20 protein-coding genes are annotated in these 22328 nt (G+C 65.9%); 8 read left to right on the forward strand and 12 right to left on the reverse strand.

From position 1 onward, the window contains the following. Positions 1-20 precede the first annotated feature (20 nt). Positions 21-776, reverse strand: a complete 756-nt coding sequence (yczE, locus tag AC5RWO_RS06925) for a membrane protein YczE (protein WP_498730420.1) — start codon at positions 774-776, stop codon at positions 21-23. A 61-nt stretch (positions 777-837) separates the two neighbouring features. On the opposite strand from yczE, the gene yczR reads away from it, so the two are divergent. Together yczR and AC5RWO_RS06935 are read left to right on the forward strand one after the other, a co-directional pair. Beyond that, positions 838-2256 carry a MocR-like transcription factor YczR gene (yczR, locus tag AC5RWO_RS06930; protein ID WP_498730421.1) on the forward strand — a complete coding sequence of 473 codons (1419 nt, stop codon included), beginning with the start codon at positions 838-840 and terminating at the stop codon, positions 2254-2256. Positions 2257-2401: 145 nt separating this feature from the next. Then, on the forward strand, positions 2402-3637 hold the full coding sequence (locus AC5RWO_RS06935) for an aminotransferase class I/II-fold pyridoxal phosphate-dependent enzyme (protein ID WP_498730423.1): 1236 nt from the start codon (positions 2402-2404) through the stop codon (positions 3635-3637). 353 nt (positions 3638-3990) lie between these two features. Here AC5RWO_RS06935 and AC5RWO_RS06940 read toward each other — a convergent pair whose 3' ends face one another. Continuing rightward, on the reverse strand, positions 3991-5178 hold the full coding sequence (locus AC5RWO_RS06940; RefSeq protein ID WP_498730425.1) for a hypothetical protein: 1188 nt from the start codon (positions 5176-5178) through the stop codon (positions 3991-3993). 237 nt (positions 5179-5415) lie between these two features. On the opposite strand from AC5RWO_RS06940, the gene AC5RWO_RS06945 reads away from it, so the two are divergent. Further along, positions 5416-5793, forward strand: a complete 378-nt coding sequence (locus tag AC5RWO_RS06945; RefSeq protein WP_498730923.1) for a hypothetical protein — start codon at positions 5416-5418, stop codon at positions 5791-5793. Then, entirely contained in the window at positions 5712-6023 is a 312-nt protein-coding gene (locus AC5RWO_RS06950) for a DUF6308 family protein (protein ID WP_498730426.1), read from the forward strand. Before AC5RWO_RS06945 ends, AC5RWO_RS06950 begins: the two co-directional genes overlap by 82 nt. 66 nt (positions 6024-6089) lie before the next feature. Here AC5RWO_RS06950 and AC5RWO_RS06955 read toward each other — a convergent pair whose 3' ends face one another. The 6 genes from AC5RWO_RS06955 to AC5RWO_RS06980 form a co-directional block, all read right to left on the reverse strand. Beyond that, positions 6090-7529, reverse strand: a complete 1440-nt coding sequence (locus tag AC5RWO_RS06955; protein WP_498730427.1) for an amidase — start codon at positions 7527-7529, stop codon at positions 6090-6092. Beyond that, entirely contained in the window at positions 7526-8854 is a 1329-nt protein-coding gene (locus tag AC5RWO_RS06960; RefSeq protein WP_498730429.1) for a M20 family metallo-hydrolase, read from the reverse strand. Before AC5RWO_RS06960 ends, AC5RWO_RS06955 begins: the two co-directional genes overlap by 4 nt. Positions 8855-8977: 123 nt before the next feature. Next, entirely contained in the window at positions 8978-10318 is a 1341-nt protein-coding gene (locus AC5RWO_RS06965) for an MFS transporter (protein WP_498730431.1), read from the reverse strand. Positions 10319-10593: 275 nt separating this feature from the next. After that, positions 10594-11508: a LysR family transcriptional regulator gene (locus AC5RWO_RS06970; RefSeq protein WP_498730432.1), complete on the reverse strand. Its 915-nt coding sequence runs from the start codon at positions 11506-11508 to the stop codon at positions 10594-10596. A 4-nt stretch (positions 11509-11512) separates the two neighbouring features. After that, positions 11513-12631: a 3-isopropylmalate dehydrogenase gene (locus AC5RWO_RS06975; RefSeq protein WP_498730434.1), complete on the reverse strand. Its 1119-nt coding sequence runs from the start codon at positions 12629-12631 to the stop codon at positions 11513-11515. Further along, the gene (locus AC5RWO_RS06980) at positions 12628-13278 is read right to left on the reverse strand and encodes a GntR family transcriptional regulator (RefSeq protein ID WP_498730436.1); all 651 of its coding nucleotides are present in this window, start codon (positions 13276-13278) and stop codon (positions 12628-12630) included. Before AC5RWO_RS06980 ends, AC5RWO_RS06975 begins: the two co-directional genes overlap by 4 nt. A gap of 240 nt (positions 13279-13518) precedes the next feature. On the opposite strand from AC5RWO_RS06980, the gene AC5RWO_RS06985 reads away from it, so the two are divergent. From AC5RWO_RS06985 to AC5RWO_RS07000, 4 genes are all read left to right on the forward strand, one after another. Continuing rightward, a complete protein-coding gene (locus AC5RWO_RS06985) occupies positions 13519-14970 on the forward strand; it encodes an aldehyde dehydrogenase family protein (RefSeq protein WP_498730438.1) in 1452 nt (483 codons plus the stop codon). A gap of 28 nt (positions 14971-14998) precedes the next feature. Beyond that, positions 14999-15772, forward strand: coding sequence for an SDR family NAD(P)-dependent oxidoreductase (locus tag AC5RWO_RS06990; RefSeq protein WP_498730439.1), 774 nt, complete (start codon positions 14999-15001; stop codon positions 15770-15772). A 33-nt stretch (positions 15773-15805) separates the two neighbouring features. Beyond that, a complete protein-coding gene (locus tag AC5RWO_RS06995) occupies positions 15806-16576 on the forward strand; it encodes a FadR/GntR family transcriptional regulator (RefSeq protein WP_498730441.1) in 771 nt (256 codons plus the stop codon). 111 nt (positions 16577-16687) lie between these two features. Then, positions 16688-17062: a hypothetical protein gene (locus tag AC5RWO_RS07000; RefSeq protein ID WP_498730443.1), complete on the forward strand. Its 375-nt coding sequence runs from the start codon at positions 16688-16690 to the stop codon at positions 17060-17062. Between the two features lie 23 nt (positions 17063-17085). On the opposite strand, the gene AC5RWO_RS07005 is transcribed toward AC5RWO_RS07000, so the two are convergent. From AC5RWO_RS07005 to AC5RWO_RS07020, 4 genes are read right to left on the reverse strand one after another with little or no spacing between them, the layout of a single operon-like run. Continuing rightward, on the reverse strand, positions 17086-18495 hold the full coding sequence (locus AC5RWO_RS07005) for an amidase (protein ID WP_498730445.1): 1410 nt from the start codon (positions 18493-18495) through the stop codon (positions 17086-17088). A gap of 21 nt (positions 18496-18516) precedes the next feature. Then, positions 18517-20508, reverse strand: coding sequence for a dipeptide ABC transporter ATP-binding protein (locus AC5RWO_RS07010; RefSeq protein ID WP_498730447.1), 1992 nt, complete (start codon positions 20506-20508; stop codon positions 18517-18519). 2 nt (positions 20509-20510) lie between these two features. Further along, complete coding sequence (locus AC5RWO_RS07015; RefSeq protein ID WP_498730449.1) at positions 20511-21365, reverse strand: ABC transporter permease; 855 nt, start codon at positions 21363-21365, stop codon at positions 20511-20513. Continuing rightward, positions 21365-22312: an ABC transporter permease gene (locus AC5RWO_RS07020; RefSeq protein ID WP_498730450.1), complete on the reverse strand. Its 948-nt coding sequence runs from the start codon at positions 22310-22312 to the stop codon at positions 21365-21367. Before AC5RWO_RS07020 ends, AC5RWO_RS07015 begins: the two co-directional genes overlap by 1 nt. Positions 22313-22328: the final 16 nt, after the last annotated feature.

The raw sequence follows: 22328 nt of genomic DNA on the forward strand, positions 1-22328 counted from the left end.
GCCTCGAACCGGCAGCGAGGCTACTGCTTCGTTGCCGGCTTGAGGGCAGGGCGGTCCAGCTGCACAATGGACCAGCGCATGAAGAACTGTGTGAACGGTCCGATCAGCAGCGCGTAGGCCAGGGTGCCGAAACCAACGATGCCGCCGAGCAGCCAACCGACGCCCAGGACGGTGAGCTCGATGCCGGTACGGACCAACCGCAGGCTGAGTCCGGTGCGCTGGTGTAATCCGGTCATGAGTCCGTCGCGCGGTCCGGGGCCGAATTGGCTGCCGATGTAGAGCGCTCCTGCCAGCCCGTTGAACACCAGCGCCACTGTGAACAGGCCCCACTGGCTGGCGGGATGATCTGCTGCGGGAATGAAATGCAACCCGACATCTGTGGCGACACCGATCCAGACGACGTTGGCGACGGTACCGAGACCCGGCCATTGCTTCAGCGGGATCCAGAGCAGCAGGACCAGGAAGCCCACGATAATGACCACGGTGCCGAGGCTGAGGTTGATCCGCTCGGCGATGCCGTAGTGGAACACGTCCCAGGGATCAAGCCCGACGCCGGCGCGGACAAACGCTGCCATCGCCAGCCCGTACAGGCTCAGGCCTATGAACAGCTGCAGCAGACGGCGCGGCAGGCGCCCTGCCTTGAGCTGCTCAAGCGGGCTGAGATTGCTGAGCTCGATAGTGCCGCCCCTGAAGCGGCGCTTAACTGCGGCCGCCGCCGTCGTCGTTGGCTGGGTACTGAGATCAGTGGTGGTGTCGGGGCTTGCTTCCGTGCTCATGGCATCAATACTCCCTCAAAGTGGCCTTCAAAAAAATAGCCAATTGCGAGAGAATGGCCACATGGATGTACAGAACCGGCGGGTCTCCGCCACGCGGCTGCACTCGATGATCGGCCCGTTGGCGGAGGAAGGACCTGCGTACGCCTCGCTGGCAGGCGGCATCCGCCGGCTGGTGACTAATGGGCGGATGCTTCATGGAACGGTCCTGCCGAGCGAGCGGGAGCTGGTCACGGAGCTGGGCCTGAGCCGCACCACGGTTTCGCGCGCCTACTCGGAACTGCGGGACCGCGGCTTCGCTACCGCACGCCAGGGTTCCGGCACCGTCATCACGGTTCCCGGCGGTCCGGCGTCGGGCGGCCAGGAACCGATGCCCGACGGCGGGGTCGAGCTGGAAGCCGCCGGCCGCCACGCGGTGGATCTGACCTGTGCCGCACCATCCGCCCCTGTCGGCATGGTGGAGCACTACGAAGCTGCCATGGCTCAGCTGCCTGCCTACATTTCCGGCATGGGCTACTTCCCGCTGGGTTTGCCCGAGCTGCGCAGCGAGATTGCCCAGACGTACCGGCGGCGCGGACTGGAGACCTCGCCGGAACAGATTGTCGTTACCAACGGTGCTCTGGCCGGCTTCGCCGCCGTGATCCGCGCAGTACTGCCTCCCGGATCCCGGGTACTGGCGGAAAGTCCCAGCTATCCCAACACCATCGCATCGCTACGGCACCACGGGGCGCGGGTGTCCGCTGTACCCATCGGCCCGGACGGGACGGATCTGGAGGCGGTGGGCCAGGCGCTGCGGCGAGTCCAACCGGCGGCGATGCTCTGCCTCCCCGATTTCCACAATCCCACGGGAACACTGCTGGACAACGAAGGTCGCGAACGCTGGGCACGGCAGCTGGACGCGGCCAAGACCGTGGGTATCGTCGATGAGACCGCGGTTGATCTCTGGTGGGACTCCAAGCCCGACGTCAAACCGATGGCCGTTTACTCCGATCGCATCGCCTCCATCGGCAGCGCCAGCAAATCCCATTGGGGAGGCCTGCGGCTAGGCTGGATCCGCTGCCCCAAGTCATTGCAGGGCGCGGTGACCACGATGCGCACCTCACTGGACCTCGGCGCACCCGTGCTCGAACAGCTGGTCCTCACCCGGATGCTGCAGACTGGGAACGGATTGCCCGACGAATCCCGCCTGCGTATCCGCGCGGCGCGGGACTGGCTTCACGCAACACTAAGCGAACAGCTGTCCGGCTGGAAGGCGAATCTGCCGGCCGGTGGGCTCTCGCTGTGGTGGAACCTGCCCGCGCCCCGCTCGACCGCCTTGGCCGAGGCCGCCGCACGGCACGGAGTCCTGCTGGCTCCCGGTTCCGTGTTCGCCGTCGAAGATCATAGACTGGAGCACTGGATCCGCACCCCGTTTGCGCTTCCGCACGAGGAACTCGAACGGGCCGTTCCAGGCATCGTAGCCGCCTGGCACGAGGTGGCCTGAGCCGGGAAGGTCTCCGGGCCATGGGAATGCGTTGTGTGCACAGATGGTCCGGAGGAACATGTAACGTACCGCCGCCGCTGGGGGCTCCGGCACGGGAAGTCATCAGTCCGCCGACCTGATCGGCACGGCCTCGAAGGACACTCCCATGACCACGACACAATCCGGCGTTCAAGCTTCCGGAGCACCGGGAACTGCAGCTTCGCAACGGGCAGCGGCCATCGCAGCCATCCCGTCGTACCAGCTGATCAACACGTTCCTGAACAACTCGCTTTACGCGCGCCGCAAATTCGAGCCGACCGCCTGTGATTTCGGCTTCGGCAATCCCCACCAGATGCCCCAGGACGAGTACGTGGCTGCGCTGCGGGAGGTGCTGACACCGCAGAACAACGAATGGTTCGCGTACAAGACCAACCTGCCGGAGGCGCAGGATGCTGCGGCGGCTTCGCTGCAGCGCCTTCTGGACGTGCCCTTCGAGCCCGAGCACATCTATCTCTCCACCGGAGGCTTCACTGCCATCGCGTTGGCGTTAAAGGCCGTGACCGATCCCGGTGACGAGGTTATCTATAGCCTGCCGCCGTGGTTCTGCTACGAGCCGATCCTCGTGGAGTCCGGACTGACACCGGTGAAGGTCCAGATCAACACCGAGACCTTCGACCTCGACCTGGACGCGATAGGCGCAGCCATCACGCCGCGAACTCGGGTGGTGATCGTCAACTCCCCCAACAATCCAACCGGCCGCATCTACCCGCCGGAACTGCTGATGAAATTGGCCGCCCTCCTGGAAGAGGCCTCGGCCCGGAACTCCCGCCGTATCTACCTTGTCTCCGACGAGGCCTACAACCGCATTGTGTACGACGGCCTGCGCTTTCACAGTCCGACGGAGTTCTACCCGTTCACGCTGTTGGCCTACTCGTATGGCAAGACCCACCTCGCGCCCGGCGAGCGGATTGGCTACCTCGCTCTTCCACCCACGATGCCCGACCGGGACCAGCTCCAGACTGTCATCCAGGCACTGCAACTGGCCACGGGCTGGGTCTATCCCAACGCCACCCTGCAGTATGCGCTGCCGCAGCTGGAAACGTTCTCCATCGACGTCGGCCGGTTGCAGCGCAAACGCGACGTAATGGTGGATGCCTTGGTGGGGATGGGGTACAAGGCAAACAGGTCGGAAGGATCCTTTTACCTCTACATGGAATCCCCTGTGCCCGACGACCTGGCTTTCACCGAGAGACTGGCAGCCAAGGATGTCTTCGTCTTTCCGGGCATCATGTTCGAGACACCGGGCTTCTTCCGTATATCCCTGACGGCCAACGAAGACATGATCGAACGCAGCCTGCCGATCTTCCGGACAGCTATCGAGGAGGCGGGGTCCAGCGGGTAGCAGCACCGCATTCCACGCGGTATGCACGGAATGCGGTGCTGGTCTGTTTTCACCAATCCCAAGCTTTAGTCATCTGAATTCACCCTTTCGAGGGGTCATGGGAGACCGCGGACGATATCCCACTAGATGTTTATGGGTCCGCTTCAAGACGCGGATAACAATCGATTGCCTCGCAAGCACTTCAGGCAGATGGCCGGTACGGCTGGATACCAGAGGTGGTGTGGCACGACCTAGCGCCGCCATGGGGAGGAATGGTTAGCTGCGCAGACCGGTCGGGGCGACTACATAGATGCGGCGCGAGGGATCGCGCTGCAGAAACCGGCCGCCGGAAGCCCGGCGCAGCAGGAAGAAGATCAGTCAGGCGTCGAGCCGGGATCAAACACCGGCGACGCAGGCAGAGCTATAGATTCGGCCCTGTGGGCCAGGCCAGCGGCGACCCACTGGTATTGCCCGCCCGTCAGGTAAGCATCCGCCGAACCGTGGCCTGCAGATCCACCGCCGCCACCACCTGACGAACCACCGCTCGTGACCGGGAACGCAGCCACCGGAATTGGCCCTGCTGTTGGGGAAGGAACTTCAGTGGCCCGGCTGATGCCGGCAGCTGCATCGGGTGCCGGGAGCTGCACAATGTCCATGCTGGGAGGCTGAGCTTGCAGATCGACGGCCTCCGCAGTCGCAACGAATCCCTCTGGACCATCCGATGGGAGGGGCACCTCTTCGACTCCAGCCGAGCCGGAGGCTTCCTTCGGGCCCAACGCGAATACGCCCGATGCCGTCTCAGCAACCTGAGAGGCAGGTTCTGCCTGGGTAGGCCCCGGTTCGGCGGCTGGCTCGGCCGGTGCCTGCGCTTCGGGTGCAGGTTCAGAGTCCGTGACCGGAACAGCAGGAGGCTCGGGCAGAATCGGGACAGCGAGACGGAGTTCGTCGGTCACCGGTTCGAGCACCTGTTCAACAGGGGCGGTGACGACCTCGATGGGAGCGGCAACCACTTCCACGGCTTCATCCAACTGGCCGACGACGGTGTCAGTGACGGAGTTCAGGGGCTGCTCCGGCAGGACGGCGGGCAGCCCCGCGTCCTGCACCGCAACGTCGAGGTGCTGCACGGCGACATCAAGTTCCTGGACCACGGCCTCCGCCGTCGGCACCGCCGTTTGGACAACCTCCGTTGCCGGCACCGCTTGGACTACTTTTGCGGCCGGGGTCTCGATAACGGGTGCGCCAGCCTCGACGACAGCACCGAGTTCCTGAACTACACGATGATCAGCCGGAGCCGGATTGACCGCAGGCGGCGCCTCAGCCCCGGTCAGATCAGGAGTGGCTTGACCGACCACTGCGTCGACGGCTGCAGCTGCGGGGTCGGTCAATTCTGCGGCCGGGGTCTCCACTGTTTGAGCCGTCGCTTCGGGCGCACGTAGACCCGCGGATTCGTCGGAGGCAGCCGCCGTCGTTGTCGAACAGAACGTCCACCCCAATGCGCCGAGACCGGCGGCGAGGAGAACGCGGGCAGAGACAGCAACCGGCTTCGCTAGTCGGTTTCCCATGGCTGTCCCCCTCCCCGCATGGAACGTGCAATCAAATGTAAGCATGCTTCCCATGTGATGTAAATAACAGGTCACTGCATTCCTGATATGCGGTCTGTTAAGAGCTATTCGTCAGCATATTCCTATCGCCGGGGCAACGACTCGCCGATCGGCGGCTAGCCTTGCCATATGGAACGGCGTGGCTGATCGTCAGTTGCTATCGAAAGCAGTAACCACATTCAAACAGGGGGAACCGTAATGGCTTCAAACGGTCTGGCTTCACTGAAAACGTCTGCATCTGAGAAGCTGGCGAAATACACCTCCACGACCTTGGGCTATGCCTTCAATACTTATGACCACAGGGGTGATATCGAAGCACCGCTCGCTCCCTCCGACGTTTTGATGGCCAACCTCCTGAGCCTGCAACTGAGCGGCCGTGACGTCATCCCGCTCTTTCCGAAGGAGGAGACGGACCGGCGCAGCGTCTTCGGCATGCTCTCGACAACGCCCTGGTCAATCTCCAGGGAGCACGATCATTCGAGTCGTATGAAACGTTGGATGAGCTCGAACAGTCTCTCGAGAGTTTGGCCCAAGCCAACACTGCTGCTATCCCGGTCAAGTGGTGGACGGCCGTAACCGTGTCCAAGATGCTGCATCGCCGCCGACCCCACATCGTGCCGCTCATCGACTCCCGCGTACGTGACTTCTATGGCGCAAGACGGCCGGCGCACGTCCGACGGGCCCTGTGGGAGGACATCCGGGAAAACCTCGAGTGGCTCACAGACCTTGCGGCTACTCGGAATACCCCTGACGGACACCGATTGTCCGTCCTTCGGCTCGCCGACATTCTCATCTGGACGCCATAGCCCTACACCCCTGTAGAAGACGCGACTCGGGAATGACTTGACCAGGTCGGGACTGAAGGTCACGGCCTAAAGCGGCGGCAGCTTGCCGGCCCAGGGGCGGGCCTGCTCCACGGCGGCACCGATGCGGAAGACCGTGAGGTCGTCATAGGGGTGGCCAACGATCTGCACGCCGGTGGGCACACCGACCTCGGACAGTCCGCTGGGGACGGCGAGCACGGGGCAGCGGTTGCTGATGTTGAAGGGCGCGGTCATGTGCGCCTGCCAGTAGTGGTCCAGGTGCACTCCCCCGACGTCGATCCCGTCGAGGTAATCCTCGTCGGCCTTCAGCGCCGAGACCGCGGACGCGGGACAGATCAGGGCATCGAACCCGGCCATGGCGGTGGCGAGTTGCGCCTGGATACGCGTCTCGGCCTTCAGCCCGTCGAGCAGGCTGTTGCGGGTTGCGGCGGCACGGGCGTCGGCCATAAAGCGGCGGGTGTAGGCAGCGAGCTGGTCCTCGCTGCCGGCGGTCGCTTCCTCCATGGCGGGGCCGAGGAGGTGGCCGAAGTGCGTGAAGATGGTTTCGCTGATCTCCCGGCTGTTCCAGGGCAGTTCGATTTCGACGACGACGGCGCCGGCTGCTTCCAGCGCAGCGGCGACGGCGCGCGTGTTGGCTTCCACGTCGGCCATGACCGGGTAGTCGCCGAGGCGGACGCACAGGGCGATGCGCATGCCATCGACCGGGCCGAACTCCAAAGGCAACGGTTCGGCCGGGCCCACCGAGGTGTGGTCGATCGGGTGCGGGCCCGCCATGACGTTGGTCAGCAGCGCGGTGTCCGCAACGGTGCGAGCCATCGGCCCGTCGCCGCGGTACCAGTCCGCGGAGAGCGGCGGCATCCCGGGGATCCGGCCGTACGGTGCCTTATAGCCGACGTTACCGGTGAAGGATGCGGGCAGCCGGGTGGAGCCGGCGATGTCGGACGCCGTGGCGAGCGTAGCCATGCCGGCGGCGAGCGCGGCGCCGGCCCCGCCGGAGGAGCCGCCCGGTGAGTACTCCGGGTTCCAGGGGTTCCGGGTGATGCCCCACATCGGGCTGTGCGTGATGGTCGCACAGCTGAACTCGGGCGACGTGGTCCGCGCATGGATGATTCCGCCGGCGGCCTTGATCCGCTCGACCACGGGATGGTCGGCAGCGGCAACATCGTCAGCGCAGGACAGCAGCCCCTGACTCAGGCTGCGCCCGGCGATGGCGTGCTTCTCCTTGGTTGCGATGGGCAGGCCAAGCAAAGCCGAACCGGCGGCGGCACCCGAGGCCCGGCCGTCGTAATCTCCGCGCTGGTAGCGCTGCTCGGCGTATCGGGCGGCGGCGAGGGCGTCGTCGAACATGGTCTCGGTGAAGGCGTTGACGGTCCCGTTGGTTTCCGCCGTGCGCTCGACGACGGATTCCATCAGCTCCACCGGGGAGAGCTCGCGGGAGCGGAACAGGCGAAGCGCCTCCACCGCGCTCAGGTAATGCGGCTTGCTCATGAGTTGGCTCCTGCGGTGGCGACGGTGCCGGAGGAACCGGTAACGACGGCGGCAGATGAAGCGTCGACTTCGGCCGGGACCGGGCCCTCGTCCGCCAGCAGCGCGCCGTTCACCAGCTCCAAGGCAACCTCAGTCAGCGCGTCGAGGCCGGCCAGCATGTCCGCGTCCGTGGTGAACTCCCGCTCGCAGTGCGAGACGCCGTCCACGGACGGGATGAACATCATCACCGAGGGGACAATCCGGTTCATCGCCACCGAGTCGTGCCCGGCCATGGTCTGGATCCGGCGCACGCCCAGGCCCAGGTTGGCCGCCATCTTCTCGGTCAGCTCCACGCCGGATTCCGGGTAGTACTGGTTGGCACGGATGTCGAAGTCCTTCACGTTGATCCGGATGTCGTGCTCCTCGGCGAGCGCGGCGATGTCCGCCAGCAGGCTGTCCCGCGCGGATTTCACGATCTCGGGGCTGTTGGAGCGCAGGTCCGCCACCAGGTGCACGCGGCGCGCCACCACAATGGGCGAGTTCGGCTCCAGCGTCAGCTGCCCCACGGAGGAAACCAGCGCCTCCTCATCGAAGTTGCCGGTGACATCGTGGACCATCAGGACAATCTTGGACGCCGCCACCAGTGCATCGTGCCGGTCCGCCATCGCGGTGGCGCCGGTGTGGGATTGCTCGCCGAGCACCTCGATATCCAGCTTCTGCGTGTACCAACTGGAGTCCACGGCGCCGATGGTCAGGCCCTCGCGCTCCAGGATGCGGCCCTGCTCGATGTGGATTTCCGCGTAGCTCGCCGGCTCCGGCGCCTCGTCCGTGCCGAGGTAGCCGATTCCCGCGAGCGCCTCGCGCACCGAAACGCCCTGCAGGTCCCGCACCTCCAGCATCTGCTCGCGGTCCATGATGCCGGCGTAGACCGAGCTGCCCATGATGGACGGCGCAAACCGCCCGCCCTCCTCGTTGAACCAGTTGACCACTGCCAGGTTGAACGGCGGCAGCTCACCGCCGGCACGCACCTTCTCCTCGATCCTGGCCGCGGCATGCAGCCCCGCGAGCACACCGTACGCGCCGTCGAAACGCCCACCCAGCGGCTGGCTGTCCAGGTGCGAGCCGATCAGCACGAACTTCGCCCCGGGCCGGAACTCCAGCAGCGCGAACATGTTGCCAATGCCATCCACCCGCACCTCCCAGCCGTGCTCGGCCGCGAACCCGGCGAACCAGTCGCGCGTCTGGCGGTCCTCGTCGGTGCCGGCCTGGCGGTGCACCCCGTTGTTCGGCGTCGCGCCGATGGTGGCCACGTGGTGGAAGTCCTTGAGGAAGGCGTCGGCTGTCATGGTGGAACTCCTGGAAGGCTAAGCGGCCGGCCGCGCGGGCCAGCGAAGGCGGTAAAAAGTGAAGGCGATATAAGCGTTGGCAGAGCACGACGGCGGAAGGCGGGCTCCCGCCGTCGTGCTTGGTCAGCCGAGGCGGCCGCGGGTTTCCGGGACCTTGGTCAGCGTGAGCAGCAGGAACACGATGACCGCTGCCCCGCAGAGCCAGAACGCCGGCGAGAAGCCGATGCCGGTGGCGGTGACCAGGGCGGTGCCGATGAACGGGGCGGTGCCGCCGAAAAGCGCGTAGCCCAGGTTGTAGCTGACCGCGGCGGAGGTGAAGCGGGTCTTCGTGCTGAAGATCTCGACGAAGAAGGTGTAGCAGCCGCCGCCGTAGATGCACAGCGGGACCACGAAGAGCAGTTGTCCCAGCATCGCCAGGCCGAAGGATCCGCTGGTCACCAGCATGAAGCAGGGGAAGGCCAGCAGGGCTATCGCGGCGGACCCGGCGACCAGCATCGGCTTGCGGCCCACCCGGTCGCCGATGATTCCGCCGACCGGGAGCAGCAGCGCGTAGAACAGCATCGCCGCGGCGTTGGCCATCAGGGACGCCTCGCGGCTGAGGTTGCCGGTGGTCTGCACGTAGCCGACGAAGTAGCCGGACAGGAAGTAGAAGCCCATGGCGGTCAGGCCCATGACGAAGATGACCTGCAGCATCCGCACCTTGTTCTCGCGGAACGCGTCGCGGATGGGGCTGTATTCCTTCTGCTCGGCCTTCGCGGCGACCTGCTTGAAGGCCTCGGACTCCTCGGTCTTGGAGCGGATCCAGACGCCGAACAGGGACAGCGGCAGCGCCAGCAGGAACGGAATGCGCCAGCCCCAGGCGAAAAAGGCGTCGTCGGACAGGCTTTGGCTGAGGATCAGGATCATCGCGCCGGCCACCACGGACGGCAGCGCGGTGGCGGCCAGCGTGATGTTGAGCCAGAAGCCGCGGCGGTTGACCGGGGCGTGCTCGAATACGAAGGCCGGAGCGCCGACTGATTCACCACCGGCGGAGAAGCCCTGCAGCAGCCGGCAGAGCACCAGCAGCGCCGGGGCGAGGGCACCGGCGGCGGCATACGGCGGCAGCAGGCCGATCGCGGCGGTAGCTCCGCCGATGGTGACCAGGGTGATGTAGAGGACCTTGCGCCGGCCGATCCGGTCGCCCAGCTGGCCGAAGAACAGGCCGCCGATCGGGCGGGCTACAAAGGCGACGCCGAAGGTGGCGAACGTGGCCAGCAGTCCGATCAGGGCGTTCTCGCCCGGGAAGAACAGCTGCGAAAGCGTCACGGCGGACAGCCCGTAGAGGGCGAAGTCGTAGAACTCGATGAACTGCCCCACGCTGCCGCCGGCCAGGACGCGCTTCTGCATCCCGGTGGTCTTGCCGGACTGGGCGAAGGCCGTTGCGCTGGCCGCTCCGGGCCGCGTCTGGGTTTCGTTGGTGGTCATCGCTGCCACCCTTCGGGGCGTGGATTGCCGGGGCCGGCGGGGTCGTGCATGACGTGGCGGAAACATGACTGGTGAACTCGCACTGCGGTTCCTCCTGTGTGTTTTAGCTGAGGTCCGGCCGGTTCCGGCGTCGTTGCCGGGATACAGGACCGCCGCTGGGAAGACCTCTTCGGGATGCCTTCCAGTCTCTGTGACAGCGCTCACAGCTGTCTAATTCATTATTTCTGCAACTCTTATCGATGTTCTCGATGCGAAGAACGACGGCGAGGGCTCGCCTACCGCTCGGCGCCGTACAGCTGCTTGCACACGGCTTCGAATGCCAACGCGCGCCGGGTCGGCCGCATTCCCTCCGGCCGGACCAGCACCACCTCTATGCCCGGCACTTCGTCCACCAGCCGCAGCGGCACCACGCGTCCGCCGGCGTAGGTCAGATCGTGGTGCAACCGCTGGTTCAGCAGCGAATACCCGTGCCCGCGGGCCACGAAGGAGCGCACGGTCTCGTAGCCGGACACCCGGTGCCGGACGTTCGGCTTCACCCCGGCCAGCTGGAACAGCTGCAGGTAGTACTCGCGGGTATGCGGCAGGTCCAGCAGGATCATCGGCTCCTGCTCGAGGTCCCGCAGCGCCACCCCCTGCTCCGGGTTCGCCGCCAAGGGATGCTCCTCATGGACCAGCACGTGGGCCGGGACGCGCTCCACCAACTGCGTACTGACGCCTCCGCCGAGCCCCAGCGTGTACATCAGCGCCAGCTCGCAGTGCCCCTCCAGCAGCGAACGGCGCAGGAACTCCTGGTCGCCCTCGAGGAAGGACACATTCACGTCGGGGTACTGCCGCTCGAATGCCTGCAGGATCACCGGTGCCCGGAAGGGCGCCAGCGGGGCAAAGATCCCCACCTTCAGCTCGCCCGTCAGGTTCTCCGCGAGCCCCCGGGCCGACTCGTACAGCGAATCCACGTGCTCCAGGAATGCCGGCAGTTCCTGCGCGAACTGCCGCCCGGCAGGGCTCAACCTCAGCCCTCGCTGCGAAAGCCGGATGAACAGCTGCACACCAAGCTCCTGCTCCAGCTGCGAGATCGCATTGGACAGTGCCGACTGCGTGATGTTCAGCCGCTGGGCCGCGGACGTCATGTTCTCGGTCTCGGCGACCACGGCGAAGTACCGCAGCTGGATCAGCGTGAAGGGCCTGGGCATGCGGTTATTTCGCCTTCAGCCCGGCCAGGTCTTCCATAACCGAGCGCCCGGCAACCGGCGGCAGACCTGCTCCAACCAGGGCGGCGATTTCCTTGCCGACACCGGCGGTGTCATTCCCCATTCCCGGCCCGGAGAGCTCCGGCAGGCCGGCGAGAACCTGGACGGCAGCGGCTTCAATAGCCAGCGCAGCGTCCTGCTCGCCCAGCTGCGCCAGACACATGGCGGTGGAGAGCACCGCGCCCACGGGATTGGCCCAGCCCTTGCCAGCGATGTCCGGGGCAGAGCCATGGATCGCTTCGAACATGCTGGGTGCGGAGCCATCCAGGTTCAGATTGGCGCTTGCGGCCACGCCCAGCCCGCCTTGGATGACGGCGCCGAGGTCGGTAATGATGTCGCCGAAGAGGTTGTCCGTGACCACAACGTCGAAGCGCTCCGGCGCCACGGGCAGATGGAAGCACATGGCGTCCACGTGCACGTAGTCCACCTCGATCTCCGGGTACTTGGCGCTAAGATCGTCCACAGTGTCCTGCCATAGGTTCCCTGCCTCGATCAGGATGTTCTTCTTGTGGCACAGCGTCAGCTTCCCGCGCCGACTCGCCGCCAGACGGAACGAATAGTCCACCACCCGTTCGATCCCGGGACGGGTGTTCACCGATTCCTGCACGGCGACCGCATAGGGCGTGCCGGCGTGGACCGTGGAGCCTTGGCCCACATACGCGCCCTCGGTGTTTTCCCGCACGATCACCAGATCACAACGCTCCGGAGTGAGCCCGGCGATCGGCGTCGCGACCCCCGGGTAGAGCTTGACCGGACGCAGGTTCACCGCTTGCTGGAACGCCTTCCGCATGGCAAGAATGAACCCGCGTTCCAGAATCCCGGGTTTGACGGCGGGATCGCCCATGGCTCCGAACAGGATGGCGTCGTGGCCGCGCAGCCGCTCTTCGAGTTCCGAAGTCCACAGCTCGCCCGTGCGCAGGTAATGCTGTGCCCCTGCCTCGTACTGTGTCAGTTCCGCGGTGAAACCGAACGCGCTTTCCGCGGCCGCCAGCACCATCAGGGACGCGTCCATCACCTCGGGGCCGATGCCGTCTCCGGGGATGACGGCGATGTTATGGGTTCTCACTGGGGCTGCCTTTCCTGCTGCATCATGATGTCGAGTTGTTGGGCCAAGTACGTGCGGATGTGCCGTTCCGCCTCGTCCGGCGCACGCTGCCGCAAGGAATTTACGACGGCGGCGTGGGCACCTACCGTTTCCAGTGCGGCTTCCGTGGTGAGCCCGTAGCGCGGACGGAACACTTCCTCCGTCATCCGCACCAGGCTCAGGTGCTTTTGCAGATAGCTGTTGCCGGAGGCTTCGAGCAGGACGGCGTGGAAGCGCGAAACCAGTTGATGGAAGCGCGTTCCGCCAACCCTCCGCTGCTCGTCGACCAGCCGGTCCAGTTCCGCCAGCGTACTGCCAGTCAATCGTGGGCCGGCCAGCCGGCAGGCGGCCGTTTCCAACGCCTCGCGGAAAGCGTAGGCGTCCTGAAGCTGGGCAGGGTTTGCCGCGGCCACGGAGGCACCGCCGGCCGGATCGAGGACGACAATTCCGTCCTGTTCGAGCACCCGCAGTGCTTCGCGCAGCGGGGTCCGGCTGAGCCCAAGCTCGGCGGAGAGGCCGGCCTGGGTGAGCCGGTCCCCAGGTTCATAGCGGCCAGCGAAAACCCGCTCTCGGATCAACGCCGCCGTTTCCTCCACCAGGGAGACGCTGCTGCGCCAAGCGGAAGTCATCGATACCGTCTCCGTGGGTTGGCTGGACAATCCGGCGGAGGGCCCGGGATCCAGAAACGGGTTGTTGGCTCCGACTGTTCCCGTCCAGCCGAAACTTGTCAACGGTTGTAAGAAAAATGACGCCAATCCACACGAGAATCGGGAAACTGATTGACCGCGTGGTCCTGCTCTGGCTAGCCTTGAGCATCTACTGGTCAGACCAGCAGAACTCAGACTGAGACCTCAACGGCGAAGGCAGGAATGGTGTCCCCCTACTTGAACGCATACCCGGATGGACTGCCTGTAGGTGATGGCTGGGCGCCCTGTGAAGACAGCGCCGATGTGGTCTTCCCCTTCGACGGCTCGGTGGTGGCCGCGGCACCGGTGGGCACCCTGGACCATGCGCGGCTGGCCCTCGATGCGGCAGAAAAGGCCTTCGCCGAAACCGCGAAGCTCAGTGCCGGCAAGAAGCGAGCGGTCCTGATGGCGGTACACGGTGCGCTGGCCGCTCACAGCACCGAGCTTGAAGAGCTCCTTGTCTTGGAAACAGGCAAGCCCTTGGTCGACTGCCGCACCGAGGTCGCCCGGACCCTGACCACGTGGGCCGCGGCCGCAGAGGAGGTCGCCCACACGCACGGCGAAACCGTGCCGCTGGATCTGCAGCCCCTCGGCGAAGGCATGGTGGGGTACTGGACGCGGCGCCCCGCCGGCGTCGTCGTTGGTATTGCCGGTTTCAACTACCCGCTGCTGCTGGCAAGCCACAAACTTGCACCGGCCATTGCCGCCGGCTGCCCGATCATCATCAAGCCTGCCCCGAACACCCCGCTGGCCACGCTGTGGGCGGTGCACCTGATCCGCGAGGTCCTCGCCGATCACGGCGTCACGTCCGCCGCTGTTCAGCTGGTCACCGGCGGCATCGAGGTCGGCGAAACGCTCGTGGCCGACCCGCGCGCCGCCGTCGTTTCCTTCACCGGTTCCGCCGCGGTCGGCCACCAGATCGCGAAGAACGCCGCACCGCGCAAGGCCGTGCTGGAGCTCGGGTCCAATACCGGCTTCATCGTTGCCGCGGATGCCGTCATCGCCGACGCGGTTGATGCGGTGCTGCGTGGCGGCTTCTATGCCAATGGCCAGGCGTGCATTTCCGTCCAGCGGATTGTCCTGGAGCAGCCGATCGCGGCCGAATTCGAGCAGGCGCTGCTGGCCAGGCTGGGCGAAGTAACGGTCGGCGATCCCCGTTCGGCGGACACCCGCGTTGCCCCGGTCATCAATGAGGCCTCCACCCAGCGCATTATGGGCTGGATCGGCAGCGCCACCGCCCGCGGTGCGCAGGTGTTGGCCGGCGGCGAGCTCAGCGACGGGAGTATCCAGCCCACCGTCGTCACCGGCGTCCCGGCGGATGCAGAGCTGTGGTGCGAGGAGATCTTCGGGCCCGTGGTCTGCCTGCAGACCGTGCCGGACGTGGACGCGGCGATCGAGCTGGTCAACCAGTCGCGCTACGGCCTGCAGGCTGCCGTCTTCACCAAATCGCTGGAGACCGCCTTCCGCGCCGTCAACGAGCTGGAAGTCGGCGGCGTCGTCGTCAATGAAATCCCCGGCTTCCGTTCCGACATCATGCCCTACGGCGGGGTGAAGGATTCCGGCATCGGCCGCGAGGGACCGCGCTTCGCCATCGAGGAATTCACCGTGACCCGCATGGCCATGATCAGACCGTAAGCACCAGCCCTCCACGAAGGACCCACGAATGGACTACACCCAGCTCTTCCGGTTTTCCGGCGACCGCGTCCTGGTGATCGGCGCCGGCAGCGGCATCGGCCGCGAAGCAGCCCTTGCCCTCGGCGCTCACGGCGCCACCGTAGTTTGTGCCGACAGGGATAGTACGACAGCGGCAGAAACTGCCGCGATGATCGGCGGCTCCGCGACCTCCGCCCAGCTGGACGTCCTGGATATCGACGCAGTCCGCGCCGCGGCGGATGAATTCAGCGACATTTCCGCCCTGGTCTTTACGGCCGCCATGAACGTTCGCAAGCGGATCGCGGACTACACCATGGAGGAGTTCGACCGCGTGGTGAACCTGAACCTGCGCGCCTCCTTCGCACTGGTCCAAGCCTTCGCGCCGAAGATGGCGGCCAACGGCGGCGGGTCCATTATCGGGTTCGCCTCTATCCGCGCCTACGTCGTGGAGCCGGGGCAAGGCGTCTACGCGGCAACCAAGGCCGCCCTGGTGCAGCTCGCGCGGACCGCCGCCGCCGAGTTCGGGCCTGACGGCGTGCGCGTGAACGTGATCGCACCCGGCGTGGTCGAAACGCCGTTGACCGCCCAGATCAAGAACAACCCCGAGTGGTACAACGCCTATGCCCAGAAGGGCGCACTGGGCCGTTGGTCGAAGCCGGAAGAACTCGCCGGCGCGGTGGTGTACCTGGCCTCGAAAGCCTCCAGCTACGTGACGGGTTCAGTGCTCATGGTAGACGGCGGCTGGACCGCGGTGGACGGCCGTTTCGACCCGCCGAATTCCTAGACTGAATCGGGACCGTCCAGGGAAGGAACTTTGATGGGCGAGACATCAACAGTGCAGTCGGCGCCGAAAGCCCGTGCTTTCGAAGCGATCGTCCAGCATGTTGAACAAGCGGTTCTCAGCGGCGAGCTCAAAACTGGTGACAGGCTGCCCGGCGAACGCGAACTCGTCACCCGTTTCGAGGTCAGCCGATCCTCTGTCCGCGAGGCCATGCGCGTCCTCGAAAGCAGCGGTCTCGTAGCGGCTCGCCCCGGCGATCCACGCGGCGCCGTCATCCTCGCGCCCACAGCCGCGCCGTTGCGCAAGCTTATGACCCGGCTGACGCAGGCGTCCTCGTCCAGCCTGTCCGATTTGCTGATCTACCGCATGACCCTTGAGTCCGCCGCGAACTCCCTGGCGGCAACCCGGCGCACGGAGACGGACCTGCTGCAGTTGGAGAAGGCCATGGCCCGGATGCGCCAGGCTCGGCAGCAGGGCCAGCAGGCCTTCAGCCAGGCAGACCTGGACTTCCATGACGTAGTGGCCCGGGCCAGCGGCAACGCCATGATCCAGATCTCCGGCGAAGCCGTCCGCCAGTCCATCGAGGAGCTCATCACGTCTTCCATCCAAGAGAGCGGGGATGACCGAGAGCTGATGCTGCGGACCATCGCCCACCACAGCGACGTCTTCGAAGCCATCCGCAACCGCGACGCGCACCTCGCAGAGCATCTGGCCCGCAGCAGCCTTTTCGAGTACTACGGACATCTGCTCCAGGATGCGGACCGCGAAGCACTGGCGGCGCTGGCCTCCTTCGGTACGCCGGAGTAGGTTGCTTCATCTCCCGGTAGACGCGCTGATTGGCGCCGGATCGCAAGCCTTGTCAGGGTCTGGATTCAGGCGCAAACTATTGCATCGGCAGAACTAGAGTTAGGTGCGACCATGCCAAGCTTCGCTCAGTTCGTCGCCATCCGCGACGATCTCTTCCTTCTTCCTGACCCGGCAAACAACTCCATCAGTGACCTGCACATCAAGAACATCGACTGTCATGGAGTTGAAAGGAGCCGCTCTGCGCTTCTGCTCTTTCGGCTCAAGGTCAATAATGTGGTTCGTTTACTGATGCATTTCAACGACCACGAACACATCGTCGACTACAACTTTGATCCCCCAGAGCCAGAAGCCACTCGACCGCGATCATGGCATGAGGTTATTCCCGGAAACCATCTGAAAGACACTGACAACGTGCTAACAATCGCGGTCCAGGGCGAAGGGAGCGTTGAAATCTCGGATCTAGTGGTCGTATACCACTCTCGCTGACACGGCTGCCGCCAGGCGGGTCGTTAATCCAGGCTGATCCAGTCCGGCGTTGCTGCAGCAGGACGGACGCTTTCGTACCATGCCGCGGCGCGCAGGACGCCGTCGTCCGCGCCGACCCGGCCGGAAAGCTGCACGCCGATCGGCCGCCCGTCGGCGGTAAAACCGCAGTTCACCGTGGCCGCCGGCTGCCCGGACATGTTGTAGGGGACGGTAAACGCGATGTGTGCCATAGTTTGGTCGGGATCGTCCACCGGCATGGGCTGCTCCGCTGGGAACGCGGCCATCGGCGCGACCGGCGAAATAACGACGTCGTACTCTGCCGTGGCCGCGATCGTCGCCTTCTGCATCTGGTCAATACTGCCGAAGTTGCGGATGGTGTCGCCGCCGTCGAACCGCGAGCCGCCCTGGCACCAGCGGGCGACGTACGGCAGGACCTTCTCCTGCTCGGCCGCGGACAATTCGCGGTAGTCCGCCCAGGAGCGGGTCCGCCAGAACCGGTCCAGCCCGTCCAGCATGTCCTGATTAATGAACGGCTCCAGCCGCTCCACCTGGGCGCCGGCGTCCGCGAACTGCTGGGCCACGCCCTTCACTGCCGCAAGCACCTCAGGATCAGCCGCAGCTCCCGCATTCGCCTCCGTCTGCAGGGCCACCTTGAGCGAGGACACATCGCATTCTCCCACGGTCCAGTCCATGGGAGGGTAGGGCCGGGCGGTGTAGTCGCGAATATCCGGCTGGCCCAGAATGGTCATGAATAGCGCGGCATCGGCGACGGTGCGGGCCATCGGACCGGCGGCCCGGCCGATGTAGGGAACGTCCAGCGGAATCAGGCCGGCGCTCGGCTTCAACGTCGCGAGGCCCTGCCACGCACCCGGGAGCCGGATGGATCCGCCGATGTCCGTGCCCACGTGCAGCGGGCCGTAGCCTGCTGCGGCCGCGGACCCGGCCCCGGAACTGGAGCCGCCCGTGGTCCAGGCCGGATTCCACGCGCTGCGCGAGATGCCATGCAGGCTGGAGACGCCGGAGGAGAGCATGCCCCAGTCGGGCATGGTAGTGGATCCGACGATCACTCCCCCGGCCTCAAGAATCCGGTCCGTAATTGGCGAGTTGTTCTGCGGCACCTTCGGGTTGGACAGCGCCGTTCCGGAGGGCATCGGCACTCCCGCACGGGCAATGTTTTCCTTCACCGACATCGGCACGCCGTCCAGCGGGCCGCGCTGCGATCCTTCCAGCCAGCGCCGTTCGCTGGCCTTAGCGTCCTTCCGGACAGCCTCCGGCTCGAACTGGTAGAGGGCGTTGAGTACCGGCTCCCGCTCTTCGATCCGCTCGATCACCGCATCGGCGACGTCCACCGGGGAGAGCTCCTTCGCGGCGTATGCTTCCCCGAGTTCCCGGGCGGTGAGGTTGTGGAGCGGTGATGAGGATAGCGGGGACATGGGTGCGCCTTCCGGGAGGATTCAGCGGGACAGCGCGGCTTCGCGCGTGGCAAGTTCTGATCGAAGGGACATGGAGGAGTTAACGAGCGTACGGGTGTACTCGTGCCGGGGTGCCTCGTAGATCTGCGCGGTGCTGCCGCTTTCCACGATCTGGCCCTTGTTCATGACCACCACGTTGTCGCAGATGTAGCGCACCACGCCCAGATCGTGCGACACGAACACGAGGGTCAGCTGGTACTCGTCCACAAGGTCGGAGAGCAGGTTGAGCACCTGCGCCCGCACGGAGACGTCCAGTGCACTGACCGGTTCATCCGCCACCAGCACGCGCGGCTGGCAGATCAGGGCCCGGGCAATGGAAATGCGCTGGCGCTGGCCGCCGGAGAACTGGTGCGGGAACCGCTCGGCGGCGTCCACCGGGAGGCCGACGGCGGAGAGCATCTCCCCTACCAGCTTGCGCTGCCTTGCGCTGTCCACCTTCTGGCCCGGCGCCAGCAGCGGCTCGGCGATGATGTCGTGCACCCGCATGCGCGGATCCAGCGAGCCCATCGGGTCCTGGAAGACAATCTGGAGCTGCTGGCGCAGCTGGGCCAGCTCGCTTTCTTTCGCCCCCGCCACTTCATTGCCGGCGACCCGGACGCTGCCGGACGTGGGCTGGTCCAGCCCGGCGAGGATCCGCAGCAGCGTGGACTTTCCGGAACCCGACTCGCCCACCACGCCAAACCGCTGCCCGGCGGCAACATCGAAGGAGACACCGCGCAGCGCCTGCACTTCAGTGGGTTTGCCGAACAGACTGGTCCGTTGGCGTTGGTATGTGCGGACCAGGTCCTTGACGCTGATCACCGGACTAACGACGGCGGCTGCCGGCTCCGCGATGGTTGGTTCCGTTCGCGCGGGCGTGCCGGCCACAACTGGGTCGGCCGCCGTGGACCGGTCCTCTGAGGCCGAGGCGCCGAGCGCCGAAGTCGGAACCGAGTGTGCAGCAGGTGCCGTTCTCAGGGGTGAAAAGGGCACCTGCTGCACACTCGATATGGTTGCATCAGGGCCGGCCAAGGTTCCGGCTTCGGCCTTCGCCTCGGGAAGGCCCAGTCCCGCAACGCCGTCCGTGCCCGGCACGTGCAATGCAGCCTTCGGCACCTCGGCGACAACCTGCTCCGGCACCGGAGGCACATACGCTGCCGCGGAGGCCACGGTGAAGAGCCGTCCGTCCGCGTCCGTCGCGTCCAGGTCAGAGGCGGCCAGCAGTCCGCGTGTGTAGGGGTGCTGCGGCCGGGAGAACACGTCCTCGGTGCTGCCTTCCTCCACCACTCGGCCGTTGTTCATGACCAGCACGCGGTCGCAGACGTTGGCCACCACGGACAGATCGTGAGTGATGAAGAGCAGGCCGGTTCCGCGCTGCTGCACGGACTCGAGGATCAGGTCCAGCACCTGCCGCTGCACCGTGACGTCCAGCGCCGTCGTCGGTTCGTCGCACAGCAGCAGGGCCGGGTCATTCGCGAGCGCCATGGCCAGCATCACGCGCTGGCGCTGCCCGCCGGAGAGCTGGTGCGGATACGCCTTGGCGGCCTCGCCCGGATCCGGCAGCTTCACCCCGGCCAGCAGCTCCACCGCCTTGGCACTTGCCGCCGCCCGAGCCGACACCGACTTGTGCTTGAGCATGATCTCGGCAACTTGCGGGCCGACCTTCATCAGCGGATTCAGCGCGGTGAGCGGTTCCTGGAAGACCATGGTCATGTCATTCCCGCGGATCCGACGCAATTGTTTATCCGAAGCGGTGACCAGGTCGCCGTCGTGCCCTGCCAAACGGATGGAGCCGTTCGCCCGGACCCCTTCGGGCAGCAGGCCCATCAGCGCCGTCGTCGTCATGGATTTGCCCGAGCCGGATTCGCCGATCAGCCCCACCCGCTCGCCGCGGTCCATGACCAGGTTGAAGTCCGAGACCAGGGTGCGGTCCTTGGTGGCCACAGAAAGTCCCGCCACCTCAAGCAGCCGGCCGTTGTTCGCAGTCCTGTCCATGCTCAGCGCTCTCCGTTCAGTTTCGGGTCGAACTTATCGCGCAGTCCGTCGCCCAGCAGGTTGAAGCCCAGCACCGCCACGGCAATGGCCGCGCCGGGCCAGACGGCCAGCATCGGGTAGGTGCCCAGGAACTGCTGTGACTCCTGCAGCATCCGCCCCCAGGACGGCACCGGCGGCGGCGTCCCTAAGCCCAGGAAGGACAGGGCGGCCTCGGCCAGCACCGCGATCGCGAAGGAAACCGAGCACTGCACCACCACCATGCCTGCGATGTTCGGCAGCACATGCCGCCGGGCAATCCGGAACGCGCTCTGGCTCGAGGCTTTCGCCGCCAGCACGTATTCGGTGCTCATCACCTGCAGGGTGCCGCTGCGGGCCACCCGCGCAAAGCCAGGGATGGACCCGATCCCGATGGCCAGCATCGCCGTCAGCGTGCTCGCCCCGAAGACGGCGCCGAACATGATGGCCACCAGCAGCGCGGGAAAGGCCAGCAGAATGTCCGCCCCGCGCATGGTTACTTCTTCGGTGGCGCCGCCGCGCATGCCGGCCAGGATGCCTAGCGGCGTGCCGATCACCAGCGCAATGCCGACGGCGATCAGCCCCACCAGCAGGGTGATCCGTGCCCCGTACAGGATCCCGGAGAACACGTCGCGCCCGTAGCGGTCAGTGCCCATCAGGTGCTCGGCGCTGGAACCCTGCAGCCGGTCGGCGGGGAACGCCTGCACCGGATCGTAAGGAGTCCAGACCAGGGAGACCAGCGCGGCCAGCACCACCAGGGCAACCAGGGACGCCCCGATCAGGAGGGTGGGTGCCGGCTTGCGCCGGGAACTGCGGACGACGACGGCGGGCTCGGCTGTCACTACGCCTTCTTCCGGATGCGGGGGTCAAGGACGGTGTAGAGCACGTCCACCACCAGGTTGATGATCAGGGTGATGGCCACCAGCACCATCACCACGGACTGCACGGTCAGCAGGTCGCGGTTGCCCACCGCGTCCAGCAGCATCGAGCCCAAGCCCGGTATGACGAAGACCCGCTCGATCACCACGGCGCCGATGATCAGCGCCGCCAGCTGCACGCTGGTCACGGTCAGGACCGGAATGGAGGCGTTGCGCAGGCCGTGTTTGACCAGGGCCTCCAGCTTGCCGAGGCCCTTCGCCCGGGCCGTGCGCAGATAGTCTTCGCTCATCACCTCCATGACGGCCGAGCGGACATACCGGGTCAGGATGGCGCCCTGAACGGAGGCGAGTGCCAGCACCGGCAGGAACACCCGGGACAGGAAGTCGCCGAAGTCCTCCCCCGGCGGCGTCCAGCCGTTGGCCGGGAACCAACCCAGCCCGACGGCGAAGACCACCACCAGCAGGATGCCGGCCAGGAAGTTCGGCACCGCAACGCCCAGCTGGCTGATCCCGCTGATCACAATGCCGCTGGGATTGCGGTGCTTGACCGCGGCGTAGGTCCCGAAAGGAATCGCGATCAGCAACGCGACGATCATCGCCAGCACCACGAGGATCAGGCTGACCTGCACCCGGTCCAGCACCAGCGGGCTGATGTCCTGCCGCGTCACATATGAGATGCCGAAATCCCCGAAGGGCAGCCCCAAGGCCCAGTCGAAATACTGCACGATGAGGGGCCGGTCCGTACCGAATTCCGCCCGCGTCTGGGCGAGCAGTTCCGGCGTGGCATTCACGCCCAGCGCAATCTGCGCCGGATCGCCCGGGATGGTGCGCATGAACAGGAACACCAGCACCGTAGCGGCCACGTAGGTGACCACAAACCGGGCCAGGTTGATCAGCAAACGGATTGCCACGCCGGCCCCTCCTTAC

Source organism: Arthrobacter sp. B055-34 (assembly GCF_059090425.1).

Excerpts from the sequence above, each read along its gene's own strand:
- yczE (WP_498730420.1), bottom strand. The coding sequence starts at position 776 with ATGAGCACGGAAGCAAGCCCCGACACCACCACTGATCTCAGTACCCAG.
- yczR (WP_498730421.1), top strand. The coding sequence starts at position 838 with ATGGATGTACAGAACCGGCGGGTCTCCGCCACGCGGCTGCACTCGATG.
- AC5RWO_RS06935 (WP_498730423.1), top strand. The coding sequence starts at position 2,402 with ATGACCACGACACAATCCGGCGTTCAAGCTTCCGGAGCACCGGGAACT.
- AC5RWO_RS06940 (WP_498730425.1), bottom strand. The coding sequence starts at position 5,178 with ATGGGAAACCGACTAGCGAAGCCGGTTGCTGTCTCTGCCCGCGTTCTC.
- AC5RWO_RS06945 (WP_498730923.1), top strand. The coding sequence starts at position 5,416 with ATGGCTTCAAACGGTCTGGCTTCACTGAAAACGTCTGCATCTGAGAAG.
- AC5RWO_RS06955 (WP_498730427.1), bottom strand. The coding sequence starts at position 7,529 with ATGAGCAAGCCGCATTACCTGAGCGCGGTGGAGGCGCTTCGCCTGTTC.
- AC5RWO_RS06960 (WP_498730429.1), bottom strand. The coding sequence starts at position 8,854 with ATGACAGCCGACGCCTTCCTCAAGGACTTCCACCACGTGGCCACCATC.
- AC5RWO_RS06965 (WP_498730431.1), bottom strand. The coding sequence starts at position 10,318 with ATGACCACCAACGAAACCCAGACGCGGCCCGGAGCGGCCAGCGCAACG.
- AC5RWO_RS06970 (WP_498730432.1), bottom strand. The coding sequence starts at position 11,508 with ATGCCCAGGCCCTTCACGCTGATCCAGCTGCGGTACTTCGCCGTGGTC.
- AC5RWO_RS06980 (WP_498730436.1), bottom strand. The coding sequence starts at position 13,278 with ATGACTTCCGCTTGGCGCAGCAGCGTCTCCCTGGTGGAGGAAACGGCG.
- AC5RWO_RS06985 (WP_498730438.1), top strand. The coding sequence starts at position 13,519 with ATGGTGTCCCCCTACTTGAACGCATACCCGGATGGACTGCCTGTAGGT.
- AC5RWO_RS06990 (WP_498730439.1), top strand. The coding sequence starts at position 14,999 with ATGGACTACACCCAGCTCTTCCGGTTTTCCGGCGACCGCGTCCTGGTG.
- AC5RWO_RS06995 (WP_498730441.1), top strand. The coding sequence starts at position 15,806 with ATGGGCGAGACATCAACAGTGCAGTCGGCGCCGAAAGCCCGTGCTTTC.
- AC5RWO_RS07000 (WP_498730443.1), top strand. The coding sequence starts at position 16,688 with ATGCCAAGCTTCGCTCAGTTCGTCGCCATCCGCGACGATCTCTTCCTT.
- AC5RWO_RS07005 (WP_498730445.1), bottom strand. The coding sequence starts at position 18,495 with ATGTCCCCGCTATCCTCATCACCGCTCCACAACCTCACCGCCCGGGAA.
- AC5RWO_RS07010 (WP_498730447.1), bottom strand. The coding sequence starts at position 20,508 with ATGGACAGGACTGCGAACAACGGCCGGCTGCTTGAGGTGGCGGGACTT.